The organism is Kitasatospora misakiensis, from assembly GCF_042656005.1.
Lineage (GTDB): Bacteria > Actinomycetota > Actinomycetes > Streptomycetales > Streptomycetaceae > Kitasatospora > Kitasatospora misakiensis.
The window spans coordinates 23,702-47,304 of sequence record NZ_JBHSOF010000051.1; the positions used below are offsets into that span (position 1 = coordinate 23,702).

Consider the following 23,603-nt stretch of genomic DNA (forward strand, 5'->3'; position numbering starts at 1 on the left):
CGTGTCCGCACGCGCCTCGGCCGCCGCCGACTCGGCGGGGACCTGCTCCTGCCCGGTACCGCTGCCCTGCGAGTGCTCCTACCGCGACCTGGTGCGCGCCCGGCTGCGGGCCACCCGGGTCGGCGAGCCGCTGCTGCGCAACGGTCATGTGCTGACCCTCAGTTCGTTCGTCACGGCCGTGTTCGGCATGGTCTTCTGGGTCGGCGCCACCGCCTGGTACGACGCCGAAACGGTCGGCCGGTGGACCGCCGCACTCGCCGCGGCCAGCCTGCTCTCCGGAATCGGCCAGCTCAACCTGGGCGACGCCCTGATGCGCTTCCTGCCCACGGCCGGCCGCCGCACCCGTCGGCTGGTGCTGTCCTCCTACACGGCGACCGTCGCGGCGAGCACCCTGGTCGCGGGGGCCTTCCTGGCGCTGATCCCGCTGATCGCGCCGTCCCTCGGCTTCCTGCGCAGCCCCGTGGTGGCGCTGTCGTTCGTCGCCGCCACCGCCGGCTACTCGCTGTTCGTCCTCCAGGACGGCGCGCTCACCGGGCTGCGCCGCCCCTCCTGGGTACTGCTGGAGAACGCGCTCTTCGCGGTCGCCAAGGCGGGGCTGCTGGCCGGCTGCGCCTTCCTGGCCCTGGAGACCGGCATCCTGCTCTCCTGGAGCGGCGCGCTGATCATCTCCCTGGTGGTCACCAACGTCTACCTCTTCCGGCACGCGGTGCCGTCCCACCAGCGGGCCGCGCCGGTGGGCACCCCGCAGAGCAGGTTCGCCCGCTACGCGGTGGCGGACTACATCGGCTCGCTGTGCCGGCTGACGGCGTACAGCGTGGTGCCGCTGCTGGTGCTCGCCCAGCTCGGCGCCGAGCAGAACGCCTACGTCGCGCTTCCCTGGGCCGTCTCCTACACGTTCTACCTGGTCGCCCTGAACATGGGCAGCTCGCTGCTGGTCGAGGCGGCCCGCGCGCCCGAGCGGCTGGCCGAGCACGGCCGCCGGGTGCTGCGGCACGCGGGCCGGCTGCTCGCCGCGACCGGCCTGGCGACGGTGTTCGCCGCGCCCCGGCTGCTGTCCCTGTTCGGCGCGCAGTACGCCGAGCACGGCACCACGGTGCTGCGGCTGCTCGTCCTGTCCGCCCTGCCCAACCTGGTGGTGGACGTGGCCGTCGACGTCGCCCGCGCCCGGCGCCGGATGGGCTGGGTGGTGGCGCTCCAGGGCACGCTCTGCGTGCTGGTCCTGGTGCTCGCCGTCGCCCTCATCCCGTCGCTCGGCATCGACGGTGTCGGCTGGGCCTGGCTGGTGGCCCAGTCCGCGCTCGCCCTGCCGCTGCTCCTGCTGCTGCGGTACTGGCTGCCCCGCGCCGACCCGGGCACCCGCACCCGCGCCCGTGCCCGTACCCGCGCCGGTACCCGCGCCGACTCGCGTACCCGTACACGCACGATCGGGAGCCCGCGATGAACCCCGCGATGAACCCCGCGACCGAGCTCACCCTGACCGTGGTCGTCTGCGCCTACACCCTCGACCGCTGGGAGGACCTGCGCGCCGCGATCGGATCGGTCCTCGCCCAGCGGCGACCCGCGGACGAGGTCGTGCTGGTCGTCGACCACTGCCCCGCGCTGGCGGCCCGCGCCGCCGCCGAGCTGACCGGCGTGCGCGTCGTCGAGAACCGGGAGCGGCGAGGCCTCTCCGGGGCCCGCAACACCGGTGCGGACACCTCCCACGGCGACGTGATCGCCTTCCTCGACGACGACGCGGCGGCCGACCCGGACTGGACCGAACGGCTCCTCGCCGGCTACCGGGACCCGCGGGTGCTCGGCGTGGGCGGCCTGGTCCGCCCGGACTGGGAGACCGGCCGCCCGCGCTGGTTCCCGCCCGAGTTCGACTGGGTGGTCGGCTGCTCCTACCGAGGCCTGCCCGAACACCCCGCACCGGTGCGCAACTTCATCGGCGCCAACATGTCCTTCCGGCGCGCCGAGATCCTCGCCGCCGGAGGCTTCCGCACCGACCTCGGGCGGGTGGGCACCCGCCCGCTCGGCTGCGAGGAGACCGAGCTGTGCCTGCGGCTGACCGACCGCCGTCCGCGGGCGCTGCTGTCCTACGAACCGGCCGCCGCGGTCAGCCACCACGTGCCCGCCCGCCGGGCGAGCTGGTCGTACTTCCGCGCCCGCTGCTACGCGGAGGGCCTGTCCAAGGCCACGGTGGCCCGCCACGCCGGGCAGCGGCGGGCACTGGCCAGCGAACGCGGCTACCTCCGCACGACGGTGCCCCGCGGCCTGGCCCGGGCCCTGCGGCCGGGCGGTGCGCCGATCGAGGCCGTGGCCCTGCTCGCCGGCGTCGGTTCCACCGTGCTCGGGTACGGGGTCGGCCGGGTGCAGGCCGTGCTGCGCCGCGGGAGGGGAGGCGACGCGCCATGACGGCGGTACCCGTCTTCCTCTACCACTCGGTGTCCGACTCCCCGCCCGGGTGGCTCGCCCCCTACACCGTCACGCCCCGCGCCTTCACCGAACAGCTCGACCGGATCGCCGACAGCGGCCTCACCGTCGTCCCGCTGCACCGCCTGGTGGCCGCCCTGCACGGCGGTCCGCCGGTGCCTGAGGACTGCGCGGTGCTCACCTTCGACGACGGCTACGCCGACTTCTACTGGACGGTGGCGCCCCAGCTCGACGAGCGCGGTCTGCCGGCCACGCTCTTCGTGACCACCGGCGCGATCTCCGTCCCCGGCGGACCGCCCGGCCGCAGTCTGCTGCCGCCGGCCGGCATGCTCAACTGGCGCCAGCTCACCACGCTGGACACGCTCGGCGTCGAGATCGGCGGGCACACCGTCACCCACCCGCAGCTGGACACGCTGCCGGGCCGGCGCGCGTACGAGGAGATCGCGCGGTGCCGGGACCCGCTGGAGGAGGCGCTCGGCCACCGGGTCGTCTCCTTCGCCTACCCGCACGGCTACTCCAGCGCGGCCGTGCGCCGCCAGGTCCGCCGGGCGGGCTGGACGTCGGCCTGCGCCGTCGGCAACGCGATCAGCTCGGACGCCGACGACCCGCTGCGGATCTCCCGGCTGATGGTGATGGCCGACACCCCTGCGGAGGTGTTCCAGGCCTGGACGCGGCGGCGCGGCGCACCCACCGCCCCGTACCCGGAGCGGCTGCGCACCAGGGGCTGGCGGGCCTACCGCCGCCTGACGGCCGTCCTCGGCCGTCCGGCCGGGAGTCCGCCGCGTGACGGGTGACCGGCCCCGGCGCCGCCGCACCGCCGCACCGCCGCGCCGGCGCGCCGCCGCACCGCCGCGCTGGCGCACCGTCCAGCGGATGCGACCGGCCGGGCCGGATGGAACCCTGGGGGGACCGTGTCTGGGAGGCCACATGCGGCACCGTCGTGGGCATCGCACCGCACACCGGCCCCGCCGAGCGGTGGGCGTCGGCTGTGCGGCGGCGGCCCTGACACTCGCGGCCACCGCGGGCTGCGTCGGTCCGGGAGCGACCGCCGACTCCTCGGCGAGCGCCCGTGGCGACGCCACCCACGTGGTCGAGAACGGCCTGCCGTTCGGCATTCCGGGCGACTGGCACCTGGTGTTCGACGACGAGTTCGAGGGCACGGACCTGGACCTCGCCAAGTGGTCCCTCGGCAACCCCGACGTCGCCTATCCGGGGCGGGTCACCAAGCCCGTCAACGACGACGAGCTGGACTGCTACGACGCGGACCAGGTCGCCGTCCACGACGGCGCGCTGCACATCACCGCCGTCGAGCGGGAGCAGACCTGCGGCGGCCGGACGCTGCCGTACTCCTCCGGGATGGTCAACACCAGGAGCACGTTCTCCTACGCGTTCGGCGCGGTGGAGGCCCGGATCAACCTGCCGGCGGCCTCGCCGGGCGTGATCGCCAACTGGCCCGCCTTCTGGACGGTCGGCGCGAACTGGCCCACGGGCGGTGAGAACGACGTGGCGGAGGGCCTGCACGGGCAGCTCTGCTCGTACTTCAACTCGCCGTCCGGCGCCGTCGGCCACTGCACGGACGGGGACTTCACCGGCTGGCACACCCTCGGCGCCGAGTGGCAGCCCGGCCGGGTGGACTACTACCGCGACGGGGTGCTGGCCGCGACGATCACCGAGGGGGTGACCTCGCAGCCGCACTGGCTGATGATCGACAACGCCGTGCAGCCGAAGATCGGCGGGCCCACCGTGGTGCCGGCCGACCTCCAGGTGGAGTACGTCCGGGTCTGGCAGCACTGACCGCCCCGGCCGGCGCTCACCCGCGGCCGGCGCGTTCCCCCGTACGACGGGGGGACGGGACGAGCACGGCGGCGGTGTCGAGCACCGCGAGCACCAGCAGGGCGCGCGACACCGTCAGCGCGCCCGAGAGCCGCAGCAGCTCGCTCACCAGCGTCGCGCAGCCGAGACTCCCCGCCACCGTGAGCACCGCGAGCCGCAGCCGGCGCCCGGCGGGGGAGCGTTCCGGCACACCGCGCTCGGGCGGCAGCCGCAGGGCGAGCGGGAGGCCGGGCAGCAGCACCCAGGCGACCGCCAGCACGGTGACGCGCACGGCGTTCCCGTCCGGCAGCGCGGTCGCCGCGGGCGCGAGCCAGGCGAGGGCGAGCAGCGCCGCCCGCACGGCCGGCGTCACGGCGTGCTCCCGGTGGCCGGGGTCCTGGAGTACTCGTAGACGACGGCGTCGGGGTTGCGGTAGACGACCCGGAAGCGCGGGTCGGCGGCGAGGTTCGCCCGCAGCGCCTCCGGTCCGGAGGCCAGCCAGCCGGTGGCGTTCAGCCGGCCGTCCTGCGCCTTGTTGAGCATCAGGAAGACGGGTGCCCGGCCCGGCCCCAGCACCCGGTTCAGCGTCATCGCCGGGTGGGCCGCGAAGGTGTCCCGCACGGACGTCCCCTGCATGTTGATCCACAGGCGCTGGTAGCGGTCGTAGTCGGTGTAGCCGGCCGGGAAGTCCTCGGTGACGCCGGCGATCACGGACCCCGGCGGAGCGTTGCCGAACAGCCACCGGGCGGCCTGGACCTCGTAGCGGGTGAAGTACAGCGCGTACTCCTTGCCGAGATAGCTCAGCGCGAACCCTGCGAAGAGCGCGAGCAGCAGGACGGGCATGGCGACCGCCCGCAGCCGCGACCGCGAGGCGGGCCGGAACAGCAGGGCCGTCATGGCGTAGGCGGTGGCGGGGAGCGCGAACAGGTACGTCCGGAAGAGCATCTCGCCGTCGTAGCTGTTGCCGGCCAGCAGCGGCAGCGGGGCCAGCGCGAGCAGCGGCAGCGCGCCGCGCCGCAGCGCGGGCCGCCGCACGACGGCGAGCGCGGCGAGCAGCCACACCAGGGCGGACAGGGCGCGGTCGCCCCAGGCCACCAGGACCTGCCCGCGGGAGGCGGTGGAGAGATCGATCAGCGCGGAGCTCGCGTTCGCGCCGGGCTGGGTGAGGCCCTCGACGAGCTGGCGGAGGTTCTGGGAGAGGAACGGCCGGGCCACCGTGAGGTCCCACAGGGCGGTGAGGGCGACGGTGGCCAGCAGGAGGGGCAGGACGACCGGCCGGTTGCGGCGCGGCACGGCGAGCAGCGCCAGGGTGCAGATCAGCATCAGCGGGGTCAGCGGGTGCGAGCAGACGATCGCGGCCACCGGCAGGAGCAGGAACAGCAGCGTCCAGCGGGTCCGGCCGTCGGCGATCGCCCGGCCGCGGCGGGCGCGCGGCCCGGACACCGGCAGACGGTGGGCTCCTCCGGTCCCGCCGTCCCGCGGCAGGTCCGGCGGGCGGGGCAGGTCCGGCGGTCGGGGCAGGCACCGGACGACGGTCGCGACGACGGCGAGGTACAGCAGGAAGGTGAAGGTCTGCGCCGAGAAGTAGTCCTGGGACACCCAGTAGCAGCAGTAGAACACCCAGGCCGCCGCCCAGGTGAGCCGTCGGCTGCGGGAGAACGAGCGGTAGAGCATCACCAGCGGTGCGAGCAGCAGGGCGTCGGACACCGGCGGGGCCCAGCCGGCGTAGGAGAGGGCGGACGGCAGCCCGGTGGCCCTGACCACCAGCGCGTTCAGCGAGAAGAAGCCGGGCCAGCTGGTGTAGGTGTCCAGGCCGTGGTCGTGCGCCACGGGGAGGGTGCCCTCCCGGACCAGTACGTCGACCATGGCCACGTGCTTCCAGGCCCAGGCGTTGCTCAGCTCCGAGTACATCAGCGGGGCGCTGGCGTGCATGACGGCGATGAGGGCCAGCAGATAGCCGGCGTACAGCCCGCCGGGTGTCCGGCGGTCCCGGAGCGCCGCGCAGAAGCCGAGGGTCAGCAGCGTCACGGCGACCCAGAAGGTCACCGGCAGCACCTGGATCAGGCCGAGGTCGCCCATGGAGTCCAGCGCGACGTGGCGCAGCGACAGCAGCCACAGCACCACCGCGGCCGGGAGCGCGATCAGCGGGAACGCACGTCCGAAGCGACGGATCGCCGACCGCGCCCGGACGGTGCGGCCGGCGGTGGTGGCCGTGTCCTGCGGCGGCGGACCGTGGTCTTCCAGCCCTGCTTCAGGTTCCATGGTCCAGCGAATATAGCCAGCGGAATGTCCGGTTCAGTGCTGTTCGGGCGGTTCTGTCGGGCGTGTCATCCGGAGCCGCCGGTCGCGCCGCCGATCGCGCCGCCGATCCGCCGGGCGGCGAAGCCCGTGCCGGCGACGAAGCGCATCACGGGCCCGAAGGTGGCGGCGGCGGCGAGTCCGGTGAAGAACAGCCCGGGGACGCCGGATTCGAAGGACGCGTCGAGCAGGGGGGCGCCGTTGGTCAGCCGAAGCCGTTGCCGCAGGGCGGGATCGAGCACGGTGAGCCGGTCCATGCGCACCCGGTAGCCGGTGGCGGCGATGACGTGGTCGACCCGCAGCCGCGGGCCGGGGCCCCGCGCGTCCGCCAGTTCCAGGCACACCCCGTCGCCGTCCGCCGTCACCGACCGCAGGCGGTGGCCGACGAGCAGCGGGAACCGGCCCTCCACCCGGTCCCGCAGCCACCACGCGCCCGCGGGGCCGAGCACGGTGCGCACGAAGTGCGTCCGGGTGGGCTCCGGCAGGTGGCGGAAGGCGGCGGGCAGCCGGCTGAAGGCCAGCAGGGACCACCCGGGGCCGAGCAGCGAGGCCGGCTTGGCGAGGCGGACCGGCAGCGGCCGGTCGCTGCCGCGCTCCGTCGTGGGCGGGGTCCCGAACCGCAGCGCGGCCGTCCTGGCCACTACGGTCGGTTGCGCGCCCTGCTCGGACAGCAGCGCCGCGGTCTCCAGCGCGGACTGGCCGGCGCCGACCACGGCCACCCGCCGGCCGGCGAACCGCGTCAGGTCGTGGTGGTCGGCCGAGTGCGAGACCAGGCCCGGACCGGTCAGCCGGGCCAGCTCGGGCGGCAGGTACGCGTACGGGGCGAACCCGTTCGCCAGGACCACCGCGCGGCTGGTGAAGGACTCCCCGGAGTCGAGGGCCAGCCGGAACCCCGCCGGGTCCGGGGCGACGGCGGTGACGGTCCGGCGCTCCAGCTCCGGCACGCACTGCTGCTGGTACCACTGCCCGTAGCGGATGAACTCGTCGACCGGGACGGCGTACCCGTCCCCGACGGGCGGCTGCCCCTCGGCGGCGCGGAAGTCCTCCAGGCGGTACCGGCCCCCGGGGTCGGCGATCGACGAGGCGCGGGGGACGGACTTCAGGTACATCCCTTCGGGCATCCGCTCCCGCCACGTCTCCATCGGCTCGCCCAGCACGCGCAGCGGGACGCCGCGGGCCTTCAGGTGCCCGGCGACCGCCAGCCCGTACGGCCCGGCTCCGACGACGGTGACCGGGACGTCGGGGCGACGGGACGCGGTGGCCGCCCGGTCCGTGTGGCCGGCGGGGGATCCGACCATGGGGGAGTCCTCTCTTCGCCTCTTCGCCGGAACGCTCGAACGCCGGAACGCCGGAAAGTCCTTGCTCTCAGGATGCCGCCCGGGTGGGGCTCCGGCATGTCGGCCCGCTCCCGTCCGATGGCCGTGGCCGCGGACGGCCGGGAGAATGGACACGTCCCTGCCTCCCCACCCACCCCCGGCCCGGGGCCCGCAGTGCGCCCCGGCCCTCCCGCGAGGCCGCCCCATGCCAGGACCCCTCCTCGATCCGGACCGCGAAGTCCCTGCCCTGCTGGTCAAGGTGGGCCACTACCCGCCCCACCACGGCGTGATCGGGGCGATCCGCACCCTGGGGCGCCTGGGCGTCCCGGTCTACGCGATGCTCCAGCGCCGCCGCACCCCGGTGGCGTACTCGCGCTACCTCGCGGGGACGTTCGTCCGGCCGGTCAGCGGGATGGAGGCGCCGGAGCTGCTGGTCGACGGCCTGCTGGAGATCGGCCGGGTGATCGGCCGGCCGGCCGTGGCGGTCTCCACCGACGACGAGTCGGCGGTGCTGCTCGCCGAGCACGCGGACCGCCTGCGCGAGTGGTTCCTGCTGGCCCCCGTCGCCCCCGACCTGCCCCGCCGACTCGCCAACAAGGACGGCCTGCACCGGATCTGCCGGGAGCACGGCATCCCGACGCCCCGGGCATGGGCGCCCGTCGGGCACGGCGAACTCCTGCGGATCGGCCGGGAGGCCGGCTACCCGCTGGTCCTGAAGAACCTGGAGCCGTACACCCGGCTGCGCGCCCCGGTGGTCGGGCACACCACGCTGGTCCGGGACGAGGCGGAGCTCCTGGCCGTGTGTCCGCCCGGCGGCGACCCGTCCGTCCTGGTCCAGGAGTACCTGCCCCCGGAACACTCGCAAGACTGGATCACCCACCTGTGCTGCGGCGGGGACGGCGCGGCGCCGGTCGTCTTCACCGGCCGCAAGCTGCGGTCCTGGCCGCCCGGCGCGGGCGTCACCACCCGTGCCCGGGCCGAGGGCAACCCCGAGCTCGCCCGGCTCGCGGCCTCGCTGTGCCGGCGGATCGGCTACCGCGGCGTGGCCGACCTGGACTGGCGGCTGGACCGGCGGGACGGCCGGTACAAGCTGGTGGACTTCAACCCGCGGACCGGCGCGCAGTTCCGGCTCTTCGAGACGGTGGACGGGCTGGACGTGGTCCGCGCGCTGCACCTGGGCCTCACCGGCCGGTGCGTTCCGCACGGCCCGCAGCTGACCCGCAGCTTCGGAGTCGGCGGGCTGGACGTCCCCGCGGCCGCCGTCTGGGCGTGGCGGGAACGGCGGCTGCCGCCCGACCTGCTGCCGCGGCGCGCCACCGAGCGGGGCTGGCTCTGCTGGGACGACCCGGCTCCGGCCGTCGCCGAGACCGTGCGCTTCACCGGCCTGGTGGCGGCCCGGCTGGGCCGAACGGCCGGCCGGAGCCTGCCCGGACGCCACGGCGCGGGCACCGGCTGACGTGCGCCCGGCACCTGCCGCCGTGTCGCGGGGGCGGCCGGTCGCCTCGGACGGCCGTCCTGCCCCGGGCGGTCCTACCCGGTCATCCCACCAGCCGCGGCAGCTCGATTGAGTGCCCCGTCCGCTCCACCTTGGCCCGCAGGTAGTGGACGTTGCTCTCCGACAGGTGCACGCCGGTCGGTACCCGGCGCTCGACCGTGATGCCCAGCTCGGCCAGCTGGGCGGCCTTGTCGGGGTTGTTGCTCAGCAGCTCGATCCCGTCGACGCCGAGTGCGGTGAGCATCTGTGCGGCGGCGGTGTAGTCGCGCCCGTCCTCGGGCAGGCCGAGCGCCGTGTTGGCGTCGTAGGTGTCCAGGCCGGAGTCCTGGAGGGCGTACGCGTCGAGCTTGTTGTAGAGCCCGATGCCGCGCCCCTCCTGCCGCAGGTACAGCAGGTATCCGCCGCTCCCGGCGATCCGCTCGACCGCCTCGCGCAGCTGCGGGCCGCAGTCGCACCGGTCCGAGCCGAACACGTCCCCGGTCAGGCACTCCGAGTGCAGCCGCACCAGCGGCGTGCCGCCCTCCGGCACCGTGCCGAGGGCCAGCGCCAGGTGCTCGGCCCCGTCCGCGAGCCCGTGGAAGGTGAACACCTCGGCCTCGGCCCGGTAGCCGTCCGGGAAGGTCAGCGGGATCCGCACCCGCGCCCGGACCCGGGCGGTGGCGGCGCCGGTGGCCGGCTGGGAATCGTTCTGCTGCTGCGGCAGCTGGACCTGCGGCATGGGCCGGACCTCCGTGACGGGCGGCACTCCTGGGACTGGGTTGTCGACGGTACTAGGTAGTTCCAATTTGAACAACATGGTTCCGGGTGTGACCGGCGCCGTTTCGGCTGGTCGGGGAGGTGGCGGGTTGTCAGGGGCGCTCCGGTCGGCCTACGTTTTGACCCCATGACCATGTCACGCAGGACGATCATCAAGGGAATGGCCGCCGGTCCGCTCGTGGCCTTCGGCGGCGCCGCGCTCGCCCCGGCGGTCGCCGAGGCCGGCACGCTGGCGCCCGGACAGTTCACCCTCGCCGAGCGCCTCGGCAACAGCCACGGCGGCTACGCCGAACTCGCCACCGGCCTGGCCGGCGCACTGCCGAAGGCCACCGTCGCCGACGTGCTCGCCAACGTCAACCGGGATGCCGTGCACCTGGGTTCGGCCCCGAGCGGGGTCGGCGCCTTCCAGGAGGGCTTCGGCTGGAACCCCGGTGACCAGGGCGTCGCCGAATGGGTCCCACAGGGCGTCACCACCAGCGCGGACGCGCTCGGCTCGGGCGTCTGGGGCGGCAAGCGGGTGGTCCTGGTCTCCTGGTACTTCGACACCGATCCGGACAACAACCCCAACACCCCGAACCTCCCCGTCAACAAGGGCGTCCGGGTCTCCTTCGTCGACCACACCGACCACCTCAAGCCCCGGTACCGGCACGTGCTGCTGGTCGAGCCGGTGAAGACGGCGGGCGGCGCGTACTCGTACGCCCCGGTGCAGCGGCACGCGGGCGGCATCCTCTGGTACGGCAACCTGCTCTACATGGTGGACACCACCAAGGGCCTGCGGGTGTTCGACCTCAACACGATCTTCGAGGTGGCGAGCGGCAAGCCGGACGTCTGCGGCCTCGACGCCACCGACGGCACGTACTACGCGTACGACTACCGCTACGTGCTGCCGCAGAGCGCCGCGTACGACAACACCGGGACGCTGCTGCGCTACTCCTGCCTGGCCCTGGACCGGGCCAGCAGCCCCGACAGCCTCACCGTCAGCGAGTACGCCGAGGACCTCACCGCCCCGGCGGTCGACTACTCCGGCGCCGGGTGGAACGGCGACGGGACCAGGATCACCACGCCCAAGGTGGTCCGCTGGGACCTCGACCACACCGACCGCAGGCTCGCCTCGACCACCGCCTCGGAGGCGGTCACCGTCAAGCAGGGCAAGATCCAGGGCGTGGTCTCGCAGCAGTCCAAGCACTACCTGTCGACCAGCAACGGCTCCGCCAACGGCACGCTGCGCGCGGTGACCTCGGGCGCGGACACGCCGGCCACGGTCACCCGGCTCGCGGTCGGCTCCGAGGACCTCAGCTTCCACAGCTCGGCGACCACGGACTGGAAGTACGCCGAGTCGGTGATCTGGAACCTCAGCGAGTACGCGGGCAGCCGCTACGTCTACGCGGTGCGCGCCGACGGCTCCTGAGCGGCCCGGCCGCGCCGCGGGCCACCCGACCGGAGCGGGCACGGGATGTCGGGTCCGGCCGGGTGGCCGCTGCCTACGGTGAGGAGCAGGAGGAAGGACGAGGGACGAGGGACGGGAGAACGGCGCCGATGCTGGACCGGCTGAACCAGGCCATGGAGTACATCGAGGAGCACCTCGACGGGGCGGTCGACACGGCCGAACTGGCGCGGATCGCGACCACCTCGGAGTACCACTTCCGGCGGCTGTTCTCGGCGCTCGCGGGCATGCCGCTGTCGGAGTACCTGCGGCGTCGGCGGCTCACCCTCGCGGGGGCCGAGGTGCTGGCCGGCGAGCGGACGCTGCTCGATGTCGCGGTCCGCTACGGCTACGGCTCGGGGGAGGCGTTCGCCCGGGCGTTCCGGGCGATGCACGGTGTCGGGCCGGGCGAGGCCCGGCGGACCGGTGCGGTGCTCGTCTCCCAGCCCCGGATGTCCTTCCGGCTCGTCGTCGAAGGGAGCAGCAGTATGGAATACCGGATCGTCGAGAAGCCGGCGTTCAGGATCGTCGGGCGCAGGGCCCGGGTCCCGTTGGTGCACGAGGGGGTCAACCCGGCCATCGCCGAGTTCCTCCGGGGGCTCGGGGCGGACGGGGCCGCGCGGATCGCGGCCCTGTCGGAGCAGGAGCCGCGCGGGATCCTCTCGGTCACCGAGTTCTTCTCGGAGAGCCGGGCGGAGGGCGTGCCGCTCGACTACTACCACGCGGTGGCGGTCGGGGCCGGCGCTGAGGTGCCGGACGACCTCGACGTGCGCGAGGTCCCGGCCGGCACCTGGGGGGTGTTCAGCGTCAGCGGGGAGTTCCCGCGGGCTCTGCAGGAGATGTGGCGGGACGTCTTCACCCAGTGGTTCCCGTCCAACCCGTACGAGTTCCAGCCCGGTCCGGAGATCCTGCGGACCCGGCCCCTCGTGGACGGCACCGGGGCCGAGGCCGAGCTCTGGATCCCGGTGGTGCGGGCGGGCGGCCGGCGTCGGCCGACGACCGTCGGCTGACAGCTGAAAGCTGACAGATAACAGCTGACAGATAACAGATAACAGATTTCCAATTCTGTCAGTCGTCAGCCGAGGCCCCGCCCCCGCCCCCGCCGTCCCGCCCGTTCGGCCCACCAGGACCGGCCCGCTCCCGGCCCCCGCCCGCATGCTGGGGCGGGGGCCGTCGAGCGGAGAGTGGAGCGGGGATGGCCAAGGCGTTCGGATTCGTCGACTACGGCGGGCCGGAGGTCCAGGAGTTCCTGGACCGGCCCGTGCTGGAGCCCGGCCCGGGGCAGCTGGCGATCGCCGTCCGCGCGGCCGGGGTGAACCCGGTCGACTGGAAGGTCCGCCGGGGCTGGCTCGGCCGGGAGCGCGAACTGCCCGCCGTCATGGGCTCCGAGGCGTCCGGCGTGGTCGAGCGGATCGGCGCCGGCGTCACCGGCTTCTCCCTGGGCGACGAGGTGTTCGGCGTCGCGGCGGCGGGCGCGTTCGCCGAACAGACGCTGCTGGTGGCCGCGCGGAGCGCGGTGAAGCCGGCCCAGGTCGGCTTCGACCAGGCCGCCACCCTGCCGGTGGCGGCCGCGACCGCCGACGACGCGATCCGCGACATCGGCGTGGGCGCCGGGCAGACCCTGTTGATCCTCGGCATCGCCGGCGGGGTCGGCAGCGCGGCCGCGCAGATCGCCCGTAGCCGCGGGATCCGCGTCATCGGCACCGCGGGCGACGCCAACCGCGCGTACGTCGAGTCGCTGGGCGCGGCGCAGCTCCACTACGGCGAGGGCGTCGCGGACCGGATCCGGGCGCTCGCGCCGGACGGCGTCGACGGCCTCCTCGACCTGGTCGGCGGGGAGGACGCCCGCGCCGCCGCCGTGACCCTGGCCGACCGCTCCCGACTGGTCTCCACCGTCGACCCGACCACCGCGCAGGACCTCGGCGGCCGCTACCTCACCCACTCCACCACGCCCGCGACCCTCGCCGCGCTGGCCGGACTCGTGGCCGCCGGAGAGCTGGACCCGCACATCACCGGCCGCTACCCGCTGGCCCATGTCGCGGAGGCCCTGGCCCTCGTCGAATCGGGGCACGCGCGCGGCAAGTTGGTCCTCGAAGTGAGCTGAAGGCAGGTCGATATGAAGCAGCAGACGGTGACCACCGGCGGCCCGTGCTGGGTCGAGCACGGCAGCACCGACCCGGCGGCGGCCCAGCGGTTCTACGGCGAGCTGTTCGGCTGGCTGCCGGAGCCCGACGAGCACCCCGAGGCGGGCGGCTACGCGTTCATGCGGCTGGACGGCGCGACGGCCGCGGCAGTCTCCCCGCTCTACGGCGAGGGCCAGCCGACCGCCTGGTCGGTCTCCTTCCTGGCTGAGGACGCCGACGCGGCCACCGCCCGGGTCACCGGCGCGGGCGGCCGGGTGGTCGTGCCGCCGACGGACGCGCGGGAGTACGGCCGGTTCGCCGTCCTGGCGGATCCGTCGGGCGCGGTGTTCGGGATCTGGCAGGCGCGCGGGCTGGCCGGCGTCGAGGTGCTCAACGTGCCCGGCGCGCTCGGCTGGGTGGAACTGCTCACCCGCGACCCGGACGGCGCCCGCGCCTTCTACCCGGAGGTGTTCGGCTGGACGGTCCACCCGTCCGAGCGGTACACCCAATGGGGCCTGGCGGACGGGGACTTCGGCGGCATGCTGACGATGGGGGAGAGCTTCCCGCCGCAGGTGCCACCGCACTGGCTGCCGTACTTCTCGGTCGCCGACGTCGACGTCTCGGCGTTCCGGGCCGGCAACCTCGGCGCGACCGTGCTGATGGCGCCCGGCGACGTCCCGGACGGTCCGCGGATCGCCGTGCTCCGTGACCCGCTGGGCGCGGCGTTCGGCATCTACCTCGCGGGCGCCGAGGGCTGACCGGTCCCGTCCGCCAGCCCGTCCGCCGTCCGCTCCCGCCGCCGGGCGGACACCGCGCCCGCCCCCGCCGTGACGAGCACGGCCGCCAGCGGCACCACGTCCCCCACCAGGCCGTACCAGGTGGACGCGGTCGGCGCGGTCAGCGGCAGCCGCACCACCAGCGCGCCCGTGCCGTCCGTGCCCAGCCGCGCCAGCTCCCGCCCCTGGGCGTCGAAGGCGGCCGACACCCCGGTGAGCGAGGCCTGGACGACCGGCCGCCCGGTCTCGGCGGCCCGGATCGCGGCCAGCGAGACGTGCTGCTCGGGTGCCCAGGTCCGCTGGAAGGTCGAGGTCGACGACTGGTAGACGAGCACCCGGGCGCCCGCCCGCGCGGCCGTCCGCGCCATGTCGGGGAACGCCGACTCGAAGCAGATCAGCGTGCCGACCGGCAGGGCGCGGCCGGACCGGTCCACGGCCGGCAGCAGGTGCTGGTCGGCGCCGGGCGCCCGGTTCTCGCCCGCCGCCCGGCTGACCCCGGCCAGCCAGCCGAGCAGCGGCCGCAGCGGGATGTACTCGCCGAACGGGACCAGCCGGATCTTCCGGTACCGGTCGACCACGCCGTCCGGCGACACCAGGACGGTGTCCTTGGAGATCCGCCCGTCGGCCTTCCGGGCGTCCTCGCCGACCAGCAGTTCGGCCCCGGCCCCGGCGGCCAGCGCGCGCAGCCGGGCGAGCGTCGCCGGGTCGCGGTCGAGGTCGGCGGTGGTGCTGGACTCGCCCCAGACCACCAGGTCCACCGGCGGCTGCCCGGCGAGCGCGGCGGTGGCGCGGGCGCCGGCCTCGAAGCGGGCCCGCGGCTCGTCCACGATCCCGGGCTGCACCAGGGCGATCCGTACCTCCCGAGGCCCGTCAGAGTCGCCCGCCGTACCGCCCGCCGCACCGGCGGCCGTCGGCGCCGGCCGCAGCGCGAACAGCAGCGGCCCGGCCGCCAGGACCGCCGCCGCGAGCAGCGCCGCCACCGCCCGGGGGCGCGGGTCGACGGCGGTGAGCACCACCAGCACGGCAGTGTTGACCGCCACCACGGCGGCGCTGACCAGCCAGATCCCGCCGGCCGAGGCCAGCGCCAGGACGGCCGGGTGCTGCCACTGGGTGGCGCCGAGCAGCGCCCACGGCCCGCCCAGTGCGTGCCAGGAGCGCGCGTACTCGGTGGTCACCCAGACGGCCGCGACCACCACCGGCGCGAGCAGGGCCCGCCGGACGGTCAGCGGCGGGCGCAGCAGCCGCCACACCGCGACGCCCACCCCGGCCTGGAGCGCCCCGAACACCACCGCGAGCAGCGGCAGCCCGGGGCCGATGGAGCGGACCAGCCAGGACATCCCGGTCAGGATGAGCCCGGCGCCGAACCACCAGCCGCGCACCGCCGCCTCGCGCGCCCCCGGGGCCCGCTGCATGAGCAGCAGGCCGGGGACGAGCGCGACCCAGGCGAGCGCCGCCACCCCGGGCGCGGGGAAGGCGAGCACCGGCAGCGCCCCGGCGGCCAGCGCCGCCAGCCGGGGCCGGTACCGGGCGAACCGGGGGCCGGGGCGGGCGGCGCGGGCCGCCGCGGGAGCGGCGGGACCGGGGGAGCCGGCGGGGCCGGTGAGCAGGGGAGGGCGCGGCATGCCCCGTATTGTCCGCTCGGCGCGGCCCGCTCACCAGCCCCGCGATCACTCGAACGGAGTACTGGCGGAATACCGATCGACGGCGCTCAGCCCTCCTCGCCCTCCAGGTCCCCCTCGGTCTCCAGGAACGCCGCCTGCAGCTGCTCGATCAGCGCCGGGTCCGGCTGCTCCCACAGCCCCCGACTCGCCGCCTCCAGCAGCCGCTCGCTGATGCCGTGCAGCGCCCACGGGTTGGCGCCGGCCAGGAACTCCCGGTTGACCGGGTCCAGCACGTACTCCTGGGTGAGCTTCTCGTACATCCAGTCCGCGACCACGCCGGTCGTGGCGTCGTACCCGAAGAGGTAGTCGACGGTGGCGGCCATCTCGAACGCGCCCTTGTAGCCGTGCCGGCGCATCGCCTCGATCCAGCGCGGGTTGACCACCCGGGCGCGGAAGACCCGGGCCGCCTCCTCGGTCAGCGTGCGGGTGCGGACCGTCTCCGGGCGGGTCGAGTCGCCGATGTACGCGGTCGGCGCCTTGCCGGTGAGCGCCCGCACGGTGGCCACCATGCCGCCGTGGTACTGGAAGTAGTCGTCCGAGTCGGCGATGTCGTGCTCGCGGGTGTCGGTGTTCTTCGCGGCGACGGTGATCCGCTTGTACGCGGTCTCCATCTCCTCGCGGGCCGGGCGCCCGTCCAGGCCGCGCCCGTACGCGTAGCCGCCCCAGACCGTGTAGACCTCGGCGAGGTCGGCGTCGGTGCGCCAGTCGCGGCTGTCGATCAGCTGGAGCAGGCCGGCGCCGTAGGTGCCGGGGCGGGAGCCGAAGACCCGGACGGTGGCCTTGCGCTCGTCGCCGTGCACGGCCAGGTCGGCCTGGACGTGGGCGCGGACGTAGTTCTGCTCGTCCGGCTCCTCCTGGGCGGCGGCCAGGCGCACCGCGTCGTCCAGCAGGGCGACCACGTGCGGGAAGGCGTCGCGGAAGAAGCCGGAGATGCGCAGCGTGACGTCGATGCGCGGGCGGCCCAGCTCCTCCAGGGAGACGGCCTCCAGGCCGGTGACCCGGCGCGAGGCGTCGTCCCAGACCGGGCGGACGCCCAGCAGGGCGAAGGCCTCGGCGATGTCGTCGCCGGCGGTGCGCATCGCGCTGGTGCCCCACAGCGAGAGGCCCACCGAGGACGGGTAGGTGCCGTCGTTGTCGGCCCGGTAGCGGTCGATCAGCGAGCCGGCGAGCGCCTGGCCGGTCTCCCAGGCGAGCTTGCTGGGCACGGCCTTGGGGTCGACGGAGTAGAAGTTGCGGCCGGTCGGCAGCACGTTGACCAGCCCGCGCAGCGGCGAGCCGGACGGGCCGGCCGGGACGAAGCCGCCGCCGAGCGCGTGCAGGACGGCGTCCAGCTCGTCGGTGGTGGCCGCCAGGCGCGGCACCACCTGGGTGGCGGCGAAGGCGAGCACGTCGGCGACGGCGGCCGGCAGCCCGGCGGCGACCTTCTCGACCGCCTCCGGCGCCCAGTCGGCCGCCTCCATGGCCTCGACCAGCTCGCGGGCCTTCGCCTCGGCCGCGTCGGTGGCGCCGAGGGTGAGCGCGGACTCGTCCAGGCCGAGCGCCTCGCGCAGGCCGGGCAGGGCGCTGACGCCGCCCCAGATCTGCCGGGCGCGCAGGATGGCGAGCACGATGTTGACCCGGTCGGTGCCGGCCGGCGCCTGGCCGAGGACGTGCAGGCCGTCGCGGATCTGGGCGTCCTTGATCTCGCAGAGCCAGCCGTCGACGTGCAGCAGGAAGTCGTCGAAGCCGTCGTCCTCGGGGCGCTCGTCCAGGCCGAGGTCGTGGTCGAGCTTGGCGGCCTGGATCAGGGTCCAGATCTGGGCGCGGATCGCGGGCAGCTTCGCCGGGTCCATCGCGGCGATGTTGGAGTGCTCGTCGAGCAGCTGCTCCAGGCGGGCGATGTCGCCGTAGGAGTCGGCGCGGGCCATCGGCGGGACGAGGTGGTCGACCAGGGTGGCGTGGGCGCGGCGCTTGGCCTGGGTGCCCTCGCCCGGGTCGTTGACCAGGAAGGGGTAGACCAGCGGCAGGTCGCCGAGGACGGCGTCCGGGCCGCACTCGGCGGACAGCGCGGCGGTCTTGCCGGGCAGCCACTCCAGGTTGCCGTGCTTGCCGAGGTGGACGACGGCGTGGGCGCCGAAGCCGCCGTCGGCCTGCGCGGCGGCGATCCAGCGGTAGGCGGCCAGGTAGTGGTGGGAGGGCGGGAGGTCGGGGTCGTGGTAGATCGCGACCGGGTTCTCGCCGAAGCCGCGCGGCGGCTGGATGAGCACCAGCAGGTTCCCGGAGCGGATCGCGGCGAGCACGATGTCGCCGTCCGGGTTCTGCGAGCGGTCGACGTACAGCTCGCCGGGGGCCGGGCCCCAGTGCTCCTCGACCTGGGTGCGCAGGCCCTCGGGCAGGGTGGCGTACCAGCGGCGGTAGTCGGCGGCCGGGATGCGGACGGGGTTGCGGGCCAGCTGGTCCTCGGTGAGCCAGTCCTGGTCGTAGCCGCCGGCGGCGATCAGCGCGTGGATCAGCGCGTCGCCCTCGTGCTGGTCCTCCTCGACGGTGTCCAGGCCGGGCAGGTCGTTGCCCAGGTCCATGCCCTCCGCGCGCAGCCGCTCCAGCAGGCGCATCGCGCTGGCCGGGGTGTCCAGGCCGACGGCGTTGCCGACCCGGGCGTGCTTGGTCGGGTACGCGGACAGCACGAGCGCGAGCCGGCGCTCGGCGGCCGGGATGTGCCGCAGCCGGGCGTGCGCGACGGCGACCCCGGCGACCCGGGCGGCCCGCTCCTCGTCGGCGGCGTAGACGGTGAGGCCGTCCTCGTCCAGCTCCTTGAAGGAGAACGGGACGGTGATCAGCCGGCCGTCGAACTCGGGCACGGCGATCTGGGTGGCGGTGTCCAGCGGGGACAGGCCGTCGTCGCTGGCCTCCCACCGGGCGCGCGACCAGGTCAGGCAGAGCGCCTGGAGGATCGGCCGGTCCAGGGCGGCGAGCGCGCCCGCGTCCCAGGCCTCCTCGTCGCCGCCGGCCTGCGCGTCGGCCGGGCGGGTGCCGCCGGCGGCCAGCACGGTGGTGACGAGGGCGTCGGCCTCGCCGAGGGCGGTGAGCAGCTCCGGCTCGGCGCCGCGCAGCGAGGCGCAGTAGTAGGCGCGGGCCTGCGCGCCCTGGTCCTCGATCGCCCGGCAGAGGGTCTCCACGAAGGCGGTGTTGCCGCTCATGTGGTGGGCGCGGTAGTAGAGCACCGCGACGGTCGGGCCCTCGGAGGTGCGCGCCGTGCGCTCCAGCGGACCCCAGGCGGGGGCGGATGCGGGCGGGGCGAAGCCGTGGCCGGTGAGCAGCACGGTGTCGGAGAGGAACGCGCCGAGCTCGGCGAGGTTGGCCGCGCCGCCGTGGGCCAGGTAGGCGTGCGCCTCGGCGGCGATGCCGGCCGGGACGGTGGACAGCTCCATCAGCTGGGCGTCGGGGGCCTGTTCGCCGGTCAGCACGATCACCGGGCGGGGGCCGGCGAGCAGCGCGTCCAGGCCCTCCTGCCAGGCGCGGCGACCGCCGAGCAGGCGGACCACGACCAGGTCGGTGCCCTCCAGCAGGGCGGGCAGCTCCTCGGCGGCGAGCCGGGCCGGGTTGCCGAGCCGGTAGCGGACCGGACCCTCGGACGCGCGGGCGCTGAGCAGGTCGGTGTCGGACGTCGACAGCAGCAGAATCATGCGAAGGCCCTCCCGGCCTCGACAACGGGCATGGGGACGGGCCTGGGCATCGGCATGGGGCACCGCGAGGTCGCGGGCATGCGGCGGCGCATGGCTTCGAGCCTTCCTCGGGGTCCGCGCCCCGGGCCGGTGGAGGACGGCAGGAGTTCCTGGCTCCCGCGCTTCCCCGGAGTCCGGTGAACCGCGGTCACAGTGGCGGGACCGCACCGGGTTCGCACCGGTTTCCTCCCCTGCGCCGTCGCTGGCGTGCGGACGGTCCGCGGGGACCGTCCGCGAGCATCGTACGGGGTGAGGCTGACCTGGGGGAGTGCAGGTTCCGGCGGGCGCGGGCGGGGTCGAAGGTGTGAGCGACGGTACGGGGGCATCCCTTCGGATCATCGGTATGCTCGCCGCCATGCCTCCCGTACCCGACGCCACCGCGCCGGGCGCCGCCGTGCCCGACCGGGCGCGTTCGGACGCCTGCCCAGGGGCCCTTCGTCTGCACACGGCCGACGACGGCGCCCTGGCGCGGGTCCGGCTGCCCGGCGGACTGCTGACGGAGCGTCAGGCGCTCGCGCTGGCGGACGCGGCGCAGGCGCTCGGCGACGGCCGGCTGGAGGTCACCTCGCGCGGCAACGTCCAGTTGCGCGGCCTGGCTTCGGACTGCGGCGGCGAACTCGCCGAGCGGCTGCGCGCCGCCGGCCTGCTGCCCTCCGACACCCACGAACGGGTCCGCAACATCGTCGCCTCGCCCGGCCCGGCCGGCGGCCGGGCCGACGTGCGCGCCTGGGCGCGCGCCCTCGACCAGGCCCTGTGCGCCAGCCCGTGGGCGGTCGGCCTGTCCGGCAAGTTCCTCTTCGCCCTGGACGACGGCCGCGGCGACGTCGCCGCGCTGGACGCCGATGTGACATTGATCGCAGGCCCGGACGGCACCGCCCTGCTGCGCCTCGGCCGGGCCGCCACCGTGCGGCCGGTGCCCGCCGGCGGGGCGGTCGCGGCGGCCCTGGACGCGGCCCGGGAGTTCCTGGACGCCCAGCGCGCCGCCGGCCTGCGGGCCTGGCACCTGCGCGAACTGCCCGACCTGCTGCCGCCCGGCCCGCTGCCGATGCCCGTGCTGCCCGGGGCCCGCCCGCCGCTCGGCGCCCTGTCCGGCGACGGCGCCGGGGGCGATGGCCCTGGGAGCGACGGCCGGCACGTCGGCCGGCACGTCGGCCGGCGCTTCGGCGTGGCCACGGCCGCGCAGTGGCGGGCGCTGGTCGACGCCGCCGAGGGCGAGCTGCGGCTGACCCCGTGGCGCGCCGCGGTGCTGCCCGGCGGCTCCGCCGCGCGGCTCCCCGAACTCGCCGCCGCCGGTTTCCGGGCGGCCGGCGGGACGGCCTGGGAGGGCGCGAGCGCCTGCACCGGGCTGCCCGGCTGCGCGAAGTCGCCGGTCGACGTCCGGGCCGACGCCGCCCGGGCGCTGGACGCCGCCGCCCCGCCGGCCGCCGGCGCCCTGCCGGTGCACTGGTCGGGCTGCGAACGCCGCTGCGGCCACCCCGCCGGACGGTGGGTGGACGTACTGGCGACCGGGCCGGGCTACCGGGTCACGGTGGCCGGCGGGCCGCCGGGGCGGGACACCGCCGTGGAAGTGACGAACGAGGAGATGGCCGCGGCGGTCGCCGCGGCCCGGAGGACCACCACGTGATCGACTACGAGAAGGACGGCGCGTCCATCTACCGCCAGTCCTTTGCCACCATCCGGGCCGAGGCCGACCTGGCCGCGCTGCCGGCGGACGTCTCCCGGGTCGCGGTGCGGATGATCCACGCCTGCGGCATGGTCGACCTGGTCGAGGACCTCGTCTACTCGCCCGGCGTGGTCGCCTCCGCGCGCGCCGCCCTGCGCGCCGGGGCGCCGATCCTGTGCGACGTCAACATGGTCGCCAGCGGCGTCACGCGCAAGCGGCTGCCCGCCGACAACGAGGTGATCTGCACCCTCACCGACCCGTCCGTGCCGGAGCTGGCCCGGGCGATGGGCAACACCCGCAGCGCCGCCGCCATGGAGCTGTGGCTGCCCCGCCTGGAGGGCGCGGTCGTCGCCGTCGGCAACGCGCCGACCTCGCTCTTCCGCCTGCTGGAGCTGATCGAGGCCGGCGCCCCGCGCCCGGCCGCGGTGATCGGCGTGCCGGTGGGCTTCATCGGCGCGGCCGAGTCCAAGGAGGCCCTGGCCGCGCACCCGGCCGGGCTGGAGCACCTGGTGGTGCGCGGCCGGCGCGGCGGCAGCGCGATGGCCGCCGCCGCGATCAACGCGATTGCGAGCGAGGAAGAATGACGGAGCATCAGCAGACCGGGCAGCAGCAGGCCGATCATCAGCAGGCCGGCCGGCGGCAGACCGGCCGGCGGCAGACCGGCCGGCTCTACGGGGTGGGCCTCGGCCCGGGCGACCCCTCGCTGGTGACCGTCCGCGCCGCCGAACTCATCGGCAAGGCCGACGTGGTGGCGTACCACAGTGCGCGGCACGGCCGCTCGATCGCCCGATCCATCGCCGAGCGCTATCTGACGGGCGGTCAGATCGAGGAGAAGCTGGTCTACCCGATCACCGTGGAGACCACCGACCACCCCGGCGGCTACCGGGGCGCGCTCGACGACTTCTACCAGGAGGCCGCCGAGCGGCTGGCCGCCCACCTGGACGCCGGCCGCGACGTGGTGGTGCTCGCCGAGGGAGACCCGTTCTTCTACGGCTCCTACCAGCACATGCACAAGCGCCTCGCGCACCGCTACCCGACCGAGGTGGTGCCCGGGGTGACCTCGGTCAGCGCCGCCGCGGCCCGGCTCGGCCAGCCGCTCACCGAGGCCGAGGAGACCCTCACCGTCATCCCCGGCACGCTGCCCGAGGAGGAGCTGACCGCACGCCTGGCCGCCGCGGACTCCGCCGTCGTCATGAAGCTCGGCCGCACCTTCCCGACCGTGCGCCGCGCCCTGGAGCGGGCCGGCCGGCTGGCCGACGCCCAGTACGTCGAGCGGGCGTTCATGGACGGCGAGCGGACCGCCCCGCTGGCCTCCGTCGACCCCGACAGCGTCCCGTACTTCTCGGTGGCCGTGCTGCCCAGCAAGGTCGCGCCGCTGGAGGCCCCGGCCCCCGACCTGAGCGGCCCGGGCAGCGTCACCGTGGTCGGCACCGGCCCGGCCGGCCCGCTCTGGCTGACCCCCGAGGCGCGCGGCGCCCTCGCCGCCGCCACCGACCTGGTCGGCTACACCACCTACCTCGACCGGGTGCCGGTCCGGCCCGGCCAGACCCGGCACGGCTCCGACAACAAGGTGGAGTCCGAGCGCGCCGAGTTCGCCCTGGAGCTGGCCCGCCGCGGCCACCGGGTCGTGGTGGTCTCCTCCGGCGACCCGGGCGTCTTCGCGATGGCCACCGCCGTCCTGGAGGTCGCCTGCGAGGAGGCCTACCGGGAGGTGCCGGTGCGGATCGTCCCCGGGATGACCGCCGCGCACGCGGCCGCGTCCCGGGCCGGCGCCCCGCTCGGCCACGACTACGCGGTGGTCTCGCTCTCCGACCGCCTCAAGCCCTGGGAGGTCGTCGCCGCCCGCCTGCGCGCCGCCGCCGGCGCGGACCTCGTGCTCGCCCTCTACAACCCCGGCTCGCAGTCCCGCACCACCCAGGTCGGCCGGGCGCGCGACCTCCTGCTGGAGTACCGCGCCCCGGAGACCCCGGTGGTGATGGCCCGCGACGTCGGCGGCCCCACCGAACGCGTCCGCACCGTCCGCCTCGCCGACCTCGACCCCGCCGAGGTCGACATGCGCACCATCCTCCTCATCGGCTCCTCCCAGACCCAGCACGTCCCCCGCACCCCCCACCCGGACGTCACCTGGACCCCCCGCCGCTACCCGGAGGCCTGACCACCCCCG

18 protein-coding genes and 1 riboswitch are annotated in these 23,603 nt (G+C 75.4%); of the genes, 12 read left to right on the top strand and 6 right to left on the bottom strand.

Going from position 1 to position 23,603, the window contains the following annotated elements; genetic code table 11:
* Position 1 precedes the first annotated feature (1 nt).
* The 4 genes from ACFP3U_RS29690 to ACFP3U_RS29705 all read left to right on the top strand — a co-directional run bounded on the left by ACFP3U_RS29690 (position 2) and on the right by ACFP3U_RS29705 (position 4,209).
* Positions 2-1,441 carry a lipopolysaccharide biosynthesis protein gene (locus ACFP3U_RS29690; protein WP_380228804.1) on the top strand — a complete coding sequence of 480 codons (1,440 nt, stop codon included), beginning with the start codon at positions 2-4 and terminating at the stop codon, positions 1,439-1,441.
* Positions 1,438-2,397 (top strand): glycosyltransferase, encoded by a 960-nt coding sequence (locus ACFP3U_RS29695; RefSeq protein WP_380228805.1) that lies wholly within the window; start codon positions 1,438-1,440, stop codon positions 2,395-2,397. The genes ACFP3U_RS29690 and ACFP3U_RS29695 overlap by 4 nt, the downstream gene beginning before the upstream one ends.
* Positions 2,394-3,209 (top strand): polysaccharide deacetylase family protein, encoded by an 816-nt coding sequence (locus tag ACFP3U_RS29700; protein WP_380228806.1) that lies wholly within the window; start codon positions 2,394-2,396, stop codon positions 3,207-3,209. Before ACFP3U_RS29695 ends, ACFP3U_RS29700 begins: the two co-directional genes overlap by 4 nt.
* 133 nt (positions 3,210-3,342) lie before the next feature.
* Positions 3,343-4,209 (top strand): glycoside hydrolase family 16 protein, encoded by an 867-nt coding sequence (locus ACFP3U_RS29705; protein WP_380228807.1) that lies wholly within the window; start codon positions 3,343-3,345, stop codon positions 4,207-4,209.
* Positions 4,210-4,225: 16 nt separating this feature from the next.
* Here ACFP3U_RS29705 and ACFP3U_RS29710 read toward each other — a convergent pair whose 3' ends face one another.
* The 3 genes from ACFP3U_RS29710 to ACFP3U_RS29720 form a co-directional block, all read right to left on the bottom strand.
* Positions 4,226-4,600, bottom strand: a complete 375-nt coding sequence (locus ACFP3U_RS29710; RefSeq protein WP_380228808.1) for a hypothetical protein — start codon at positions 4,598-4,600, stop codon at positions 4,226-4,228.
* Positions 4,597-6,489, bottom strand: coding sequence for a glycosyltransferase (locus ACFP3U_RS29715; protein WP_380228809.1), 1,893 nt, complete (start codon positions 6,487-6,489; stop codon positions 4,597-4,599). Before ACFP3U_RS29715 ends, ACFP3U_RS29710 begins: the two co-directional genes overlap by 4 nt.
* Positions 6,490-6,554: 65 nt before the next feature.
* On the bottom strand, positions 6,555-7,823 hold the full coding sequence (locus ACFP3U_RS29720) for an NAD(P)-binding domain-containing protein (RefSeq protein ID WP_380228810.1): 1,269 nt from the start codon (positions 7,821-7,823) through the stop codon (positions 6,555-6,557).
* 223 nt (positions 7,824-8,046) lie between these two features.
* On the opposite strand from ACFP3U_RS29720, the gene ACFP3U_RS29725 reads away from it, so the two are divergent.
* Complete coding sequence (locus ACFP3U_RS29725; RefSeq protein WP_380228811.1) at positions 8,047-9,297, top strand: carboxylate--amine ligase; 1,251 nt, start codon at positions 8,047-8,049, stop codon at positions 9,295-9,297.
* 82 nt (positions 9,298-9,379) lie between these two features.
* On the opposite strand, the gene ACFP3U_RS29730 is transcribed toward ACFP3U_RS29725, so the two are convergent.
* Positions 9,380-10,054 (bottom strand): GTP cyclohydrolase II, encoded by a 675-nt coding sequence (locus tag ACFP3U_RS29730; RefSeq protein WP_380228812.1) that lies wholly within the window; start codon positions 10,052-10,054, stop codon positions 9,380-9,382.
* A gap of 165 nt (positions 10,055-10,219) precedes the next feature.
* Here ACFP3U_RS29730 and ACFP3U_RS29735 point away from each other — a divergent pair, with 165 nt between their 5' ends.
* From ACFP3U_RS29735 to ACFP3U_RS29750, 4 genes are all read left to right on the top strand, one after another.
* Positions 10,220-11,500, top strand: a complete 1,281-nt coding sequence (locus ACFP3U_RS29735; RefSeq protein WP_380228813.1) for a hypothetical protein — start codon at positions 10,220-10,222, stop codon at positions 11,498-11,500.
* Positions 11,501-11,628: 128 nt separating this feature from the next.
* Positions 11,629-12,525, top strand: a complete 897-nt coding sequence (locus tag ACFP3U_RS29740) for an AraC family transcriptional regulator (RefSeq protein ID WP_380228814.1) — start codon at positions 11,629-11,631, stop codon at positions 12,523-12,525.
* Between the two features lie 185 nt (positions 12,526-12,710).
* Complete coding sequence (locus ACFP3U_RS29745) at positions 12,711-13,619, top strand: NADP-dependent oxidoreductase (protein WP_380228815.1); 909 nt, start codon at positions 12,711-12,713, stop codon at positions 13,617-13,619.
* Positions 13,620-13,631: 12 nt separating this feature from the next.
* Positions 13,632-14,396 (top strand): VOC family protein, encoded by a 765-nt coding sequence (locus tag ACFP3U_RS29750; protein ID WP_380228816.1) that lies wholly within the window; start codon positions 13,632-13,634, stop codon positions 14,394-14,396.
* Here ACFP3U_RS29750 and lnt read toward each other — a convergent pair.
* Both lnt and cobN read right to left on the bottom strand, forming a co-directional pair.
* Complete coding sequence (gene lnt / locus ACFP3U_RS29755; protein WP_380228817.1) at positions 14,372-16,036, bottom strand: apolipoprotein N-acyltransferase; 1,665 nt, start codon at positions 16,034-16,036, stop codon at positions 14,372-14,374. The genes ACFP3U_RS29750 and lnt overlap by 25 nt on opposite strands.
* A gap of 86 nt (positions 16,037-16,122) precedes the next feature.
* Positions 16,123-19,737 (bottom strand): cobaltochelatase subunit CobN, encoded by a 3,615-nt coding sequence (cobN, locus tag ACFP3U_RS29760; protein WP_380228818.1) that lies wholly within the window; start codon positions 19,735-19,737, stop codon positions 16,123-16,125.
* Between the two features lie 143 nt (positions 19,738-19,880).
* A riboswitch (cobalamin riboswitch) is annotated at positions 19,881-19,965 on the bottom strand.
* Positions 19,966-20,131: 166 nt separating this feature from the next.
* Between cobN and ACFP3U_RS29765 the strand changes: the two genes are divergently transcribed.
* From ACFP3U_RS29765 to ACFP3U_RS29775, 3 genes are read left to right on the top strand one after another with little or no spacing between them, the layout of a single operon-like run.
* A complete protein-coding gene (locus tag ACFP3U_RS29765; protein ID WP_380228819.1) occupies positions 20,132-21,400 on the top strand; it encodes a hypothetical protein in 1,269 nt (422 codons plus the stop codon).
* Positions 21,397-22,023 carry a precorrin-8X methylmutase gene (locus tag ACFP3U_RS29770; RefSeq protein WP_380228820.1) on the top strand — a complete coding sequence of 209 codons (627 nt, stop codon included), beginning with the start codon at positions 21,397-21,399 and terminating at the stop codon, positions 22,021-22,023. Before ACFP3U_RS29765 ends, ACFP3U_RS29770 begins: the two co-directional genes overlap by 4 nt.
* On the top strand, positions 22,020-23,594 hold the full coding sequence (locus tag ACFP3U_RS29775) for a precorrin-2 C(20)-methyltransferase (RefSeq protein ID WP_380228821.1): 1,575 nt from the start codon (positions 22,020-22,022) through the stop codon (positions 23,592-23,594). Before ACFP3U_RS29770 ends, ACFP3U_RS29775 begins: the two co-directional genes overlap by 4 nt.
* The last annotated feature ends 9 nt before the right edge of the window (positions 23,595-23,603 follow it).

Coding starts and splice junctions, on each gene's coding strand:
- ACFP3U_RS29735 (WP_380228813.1), top strand. CDS start 10,220: ATGACCATGTCACGCAGGACGATCATCAAGGGAATGGCCGCCGGTCCG.
- lnt (WP_380228817.1), bottom strand. CDS start 16,036: ATGCCGCGCCCTCCCCTGCTCACCGGCCCCGCCGGCTCCCCCGGTCCC.
- ACFP3U_RS29730 (WP_380228812.1), bottom strand. CDS start 10,054: ATGCCGCAGGTCCAGCTGCCGCAGCAGCAGAACGATTCCCAGCCGGCC.
- ACFP3U_RS29745 (WP_380228815.1), top strand. CDS start 12,711: ATGGCCAAGGCGTTCGGATTCGTCGACTACGGCGGGCCGGAGGTCCAG.
- cobN (WP_380228818.1), bottom strand. CDS start 19,737: ATGATTCTGCTGCTGTCGACGTCCGACACCGACCTGCTCAGCGCCCGC.
- ACFP3U_RS29700 (WP_380228806.1), top strand. CDS start 2,394: ATGACGGCGGTACCCGTCTTCCTCTACCACTCGGTGTCCGACTCCCCG.
- ACFP3U_RS29695 (WP_380228805.1), top strand. CDS start 1,438: ATGAACCCCGCGATGAACCCCGCGACCGAGCTCACCCTGACCGTGGTC.
- ACFP3U_RS29720 (WP_380228810.1), bottom strand. CDS start 7,823: ATGGTCGGATCCCCCGCCGGCCACACGGACCGGGCGGCCACCGCGTCC.
- ACFP3U_RS29740 (WP_380228814.1), top strand. CDS start 11,629: ATGCTGGACCGGCTGAACCAGGCCATGGAGTACATCGAGGAGCACCTC.
- ACFP3U_RS29765 (WP_380228819.1), top strand. CDS start 20,132: ATGCCTCCCGTACCCGACGCCACCGCGCCGGGCGCCGCCGTGCCCGAC.
- ACFP3U_RS29705 (WP_380228807.1), top strand. CDS start 3,343: ATGCGGCACCGTCGTGGGCATCGCACCGCACACCGGCCCCGCCGAGCG.
- ACFP3U_RS29775 (WP_380228821.1), top strand. CDS start 22,020: ATGACGGAGCATCAGCAGACCGGGCAGCAGCAGGCCGATCATCAGCAG.
- ACFP3U_RS29750 (WP_380228816.1), top strand. CDS start 13,632: ATGAAGCAGCAGACGGTGACCACCGGCGGCCCGTGCTGGGTCGAGCAC.
- ACFP3U_RS29725 (WP_380228811.1), top strand. CDS start 8,047: ATGCCAGGACCCCTCCTCGATCCGGACCGCGAAGTCCCTGCCCTGCTG.
- ACFP3U_RS29715 (WP_380228809.1), bottom strand. CDS start 6,489: ATGGAACCTGAAGCAGGGCTGGAAGACCACGGTCCGCCGCCGCAGGAC.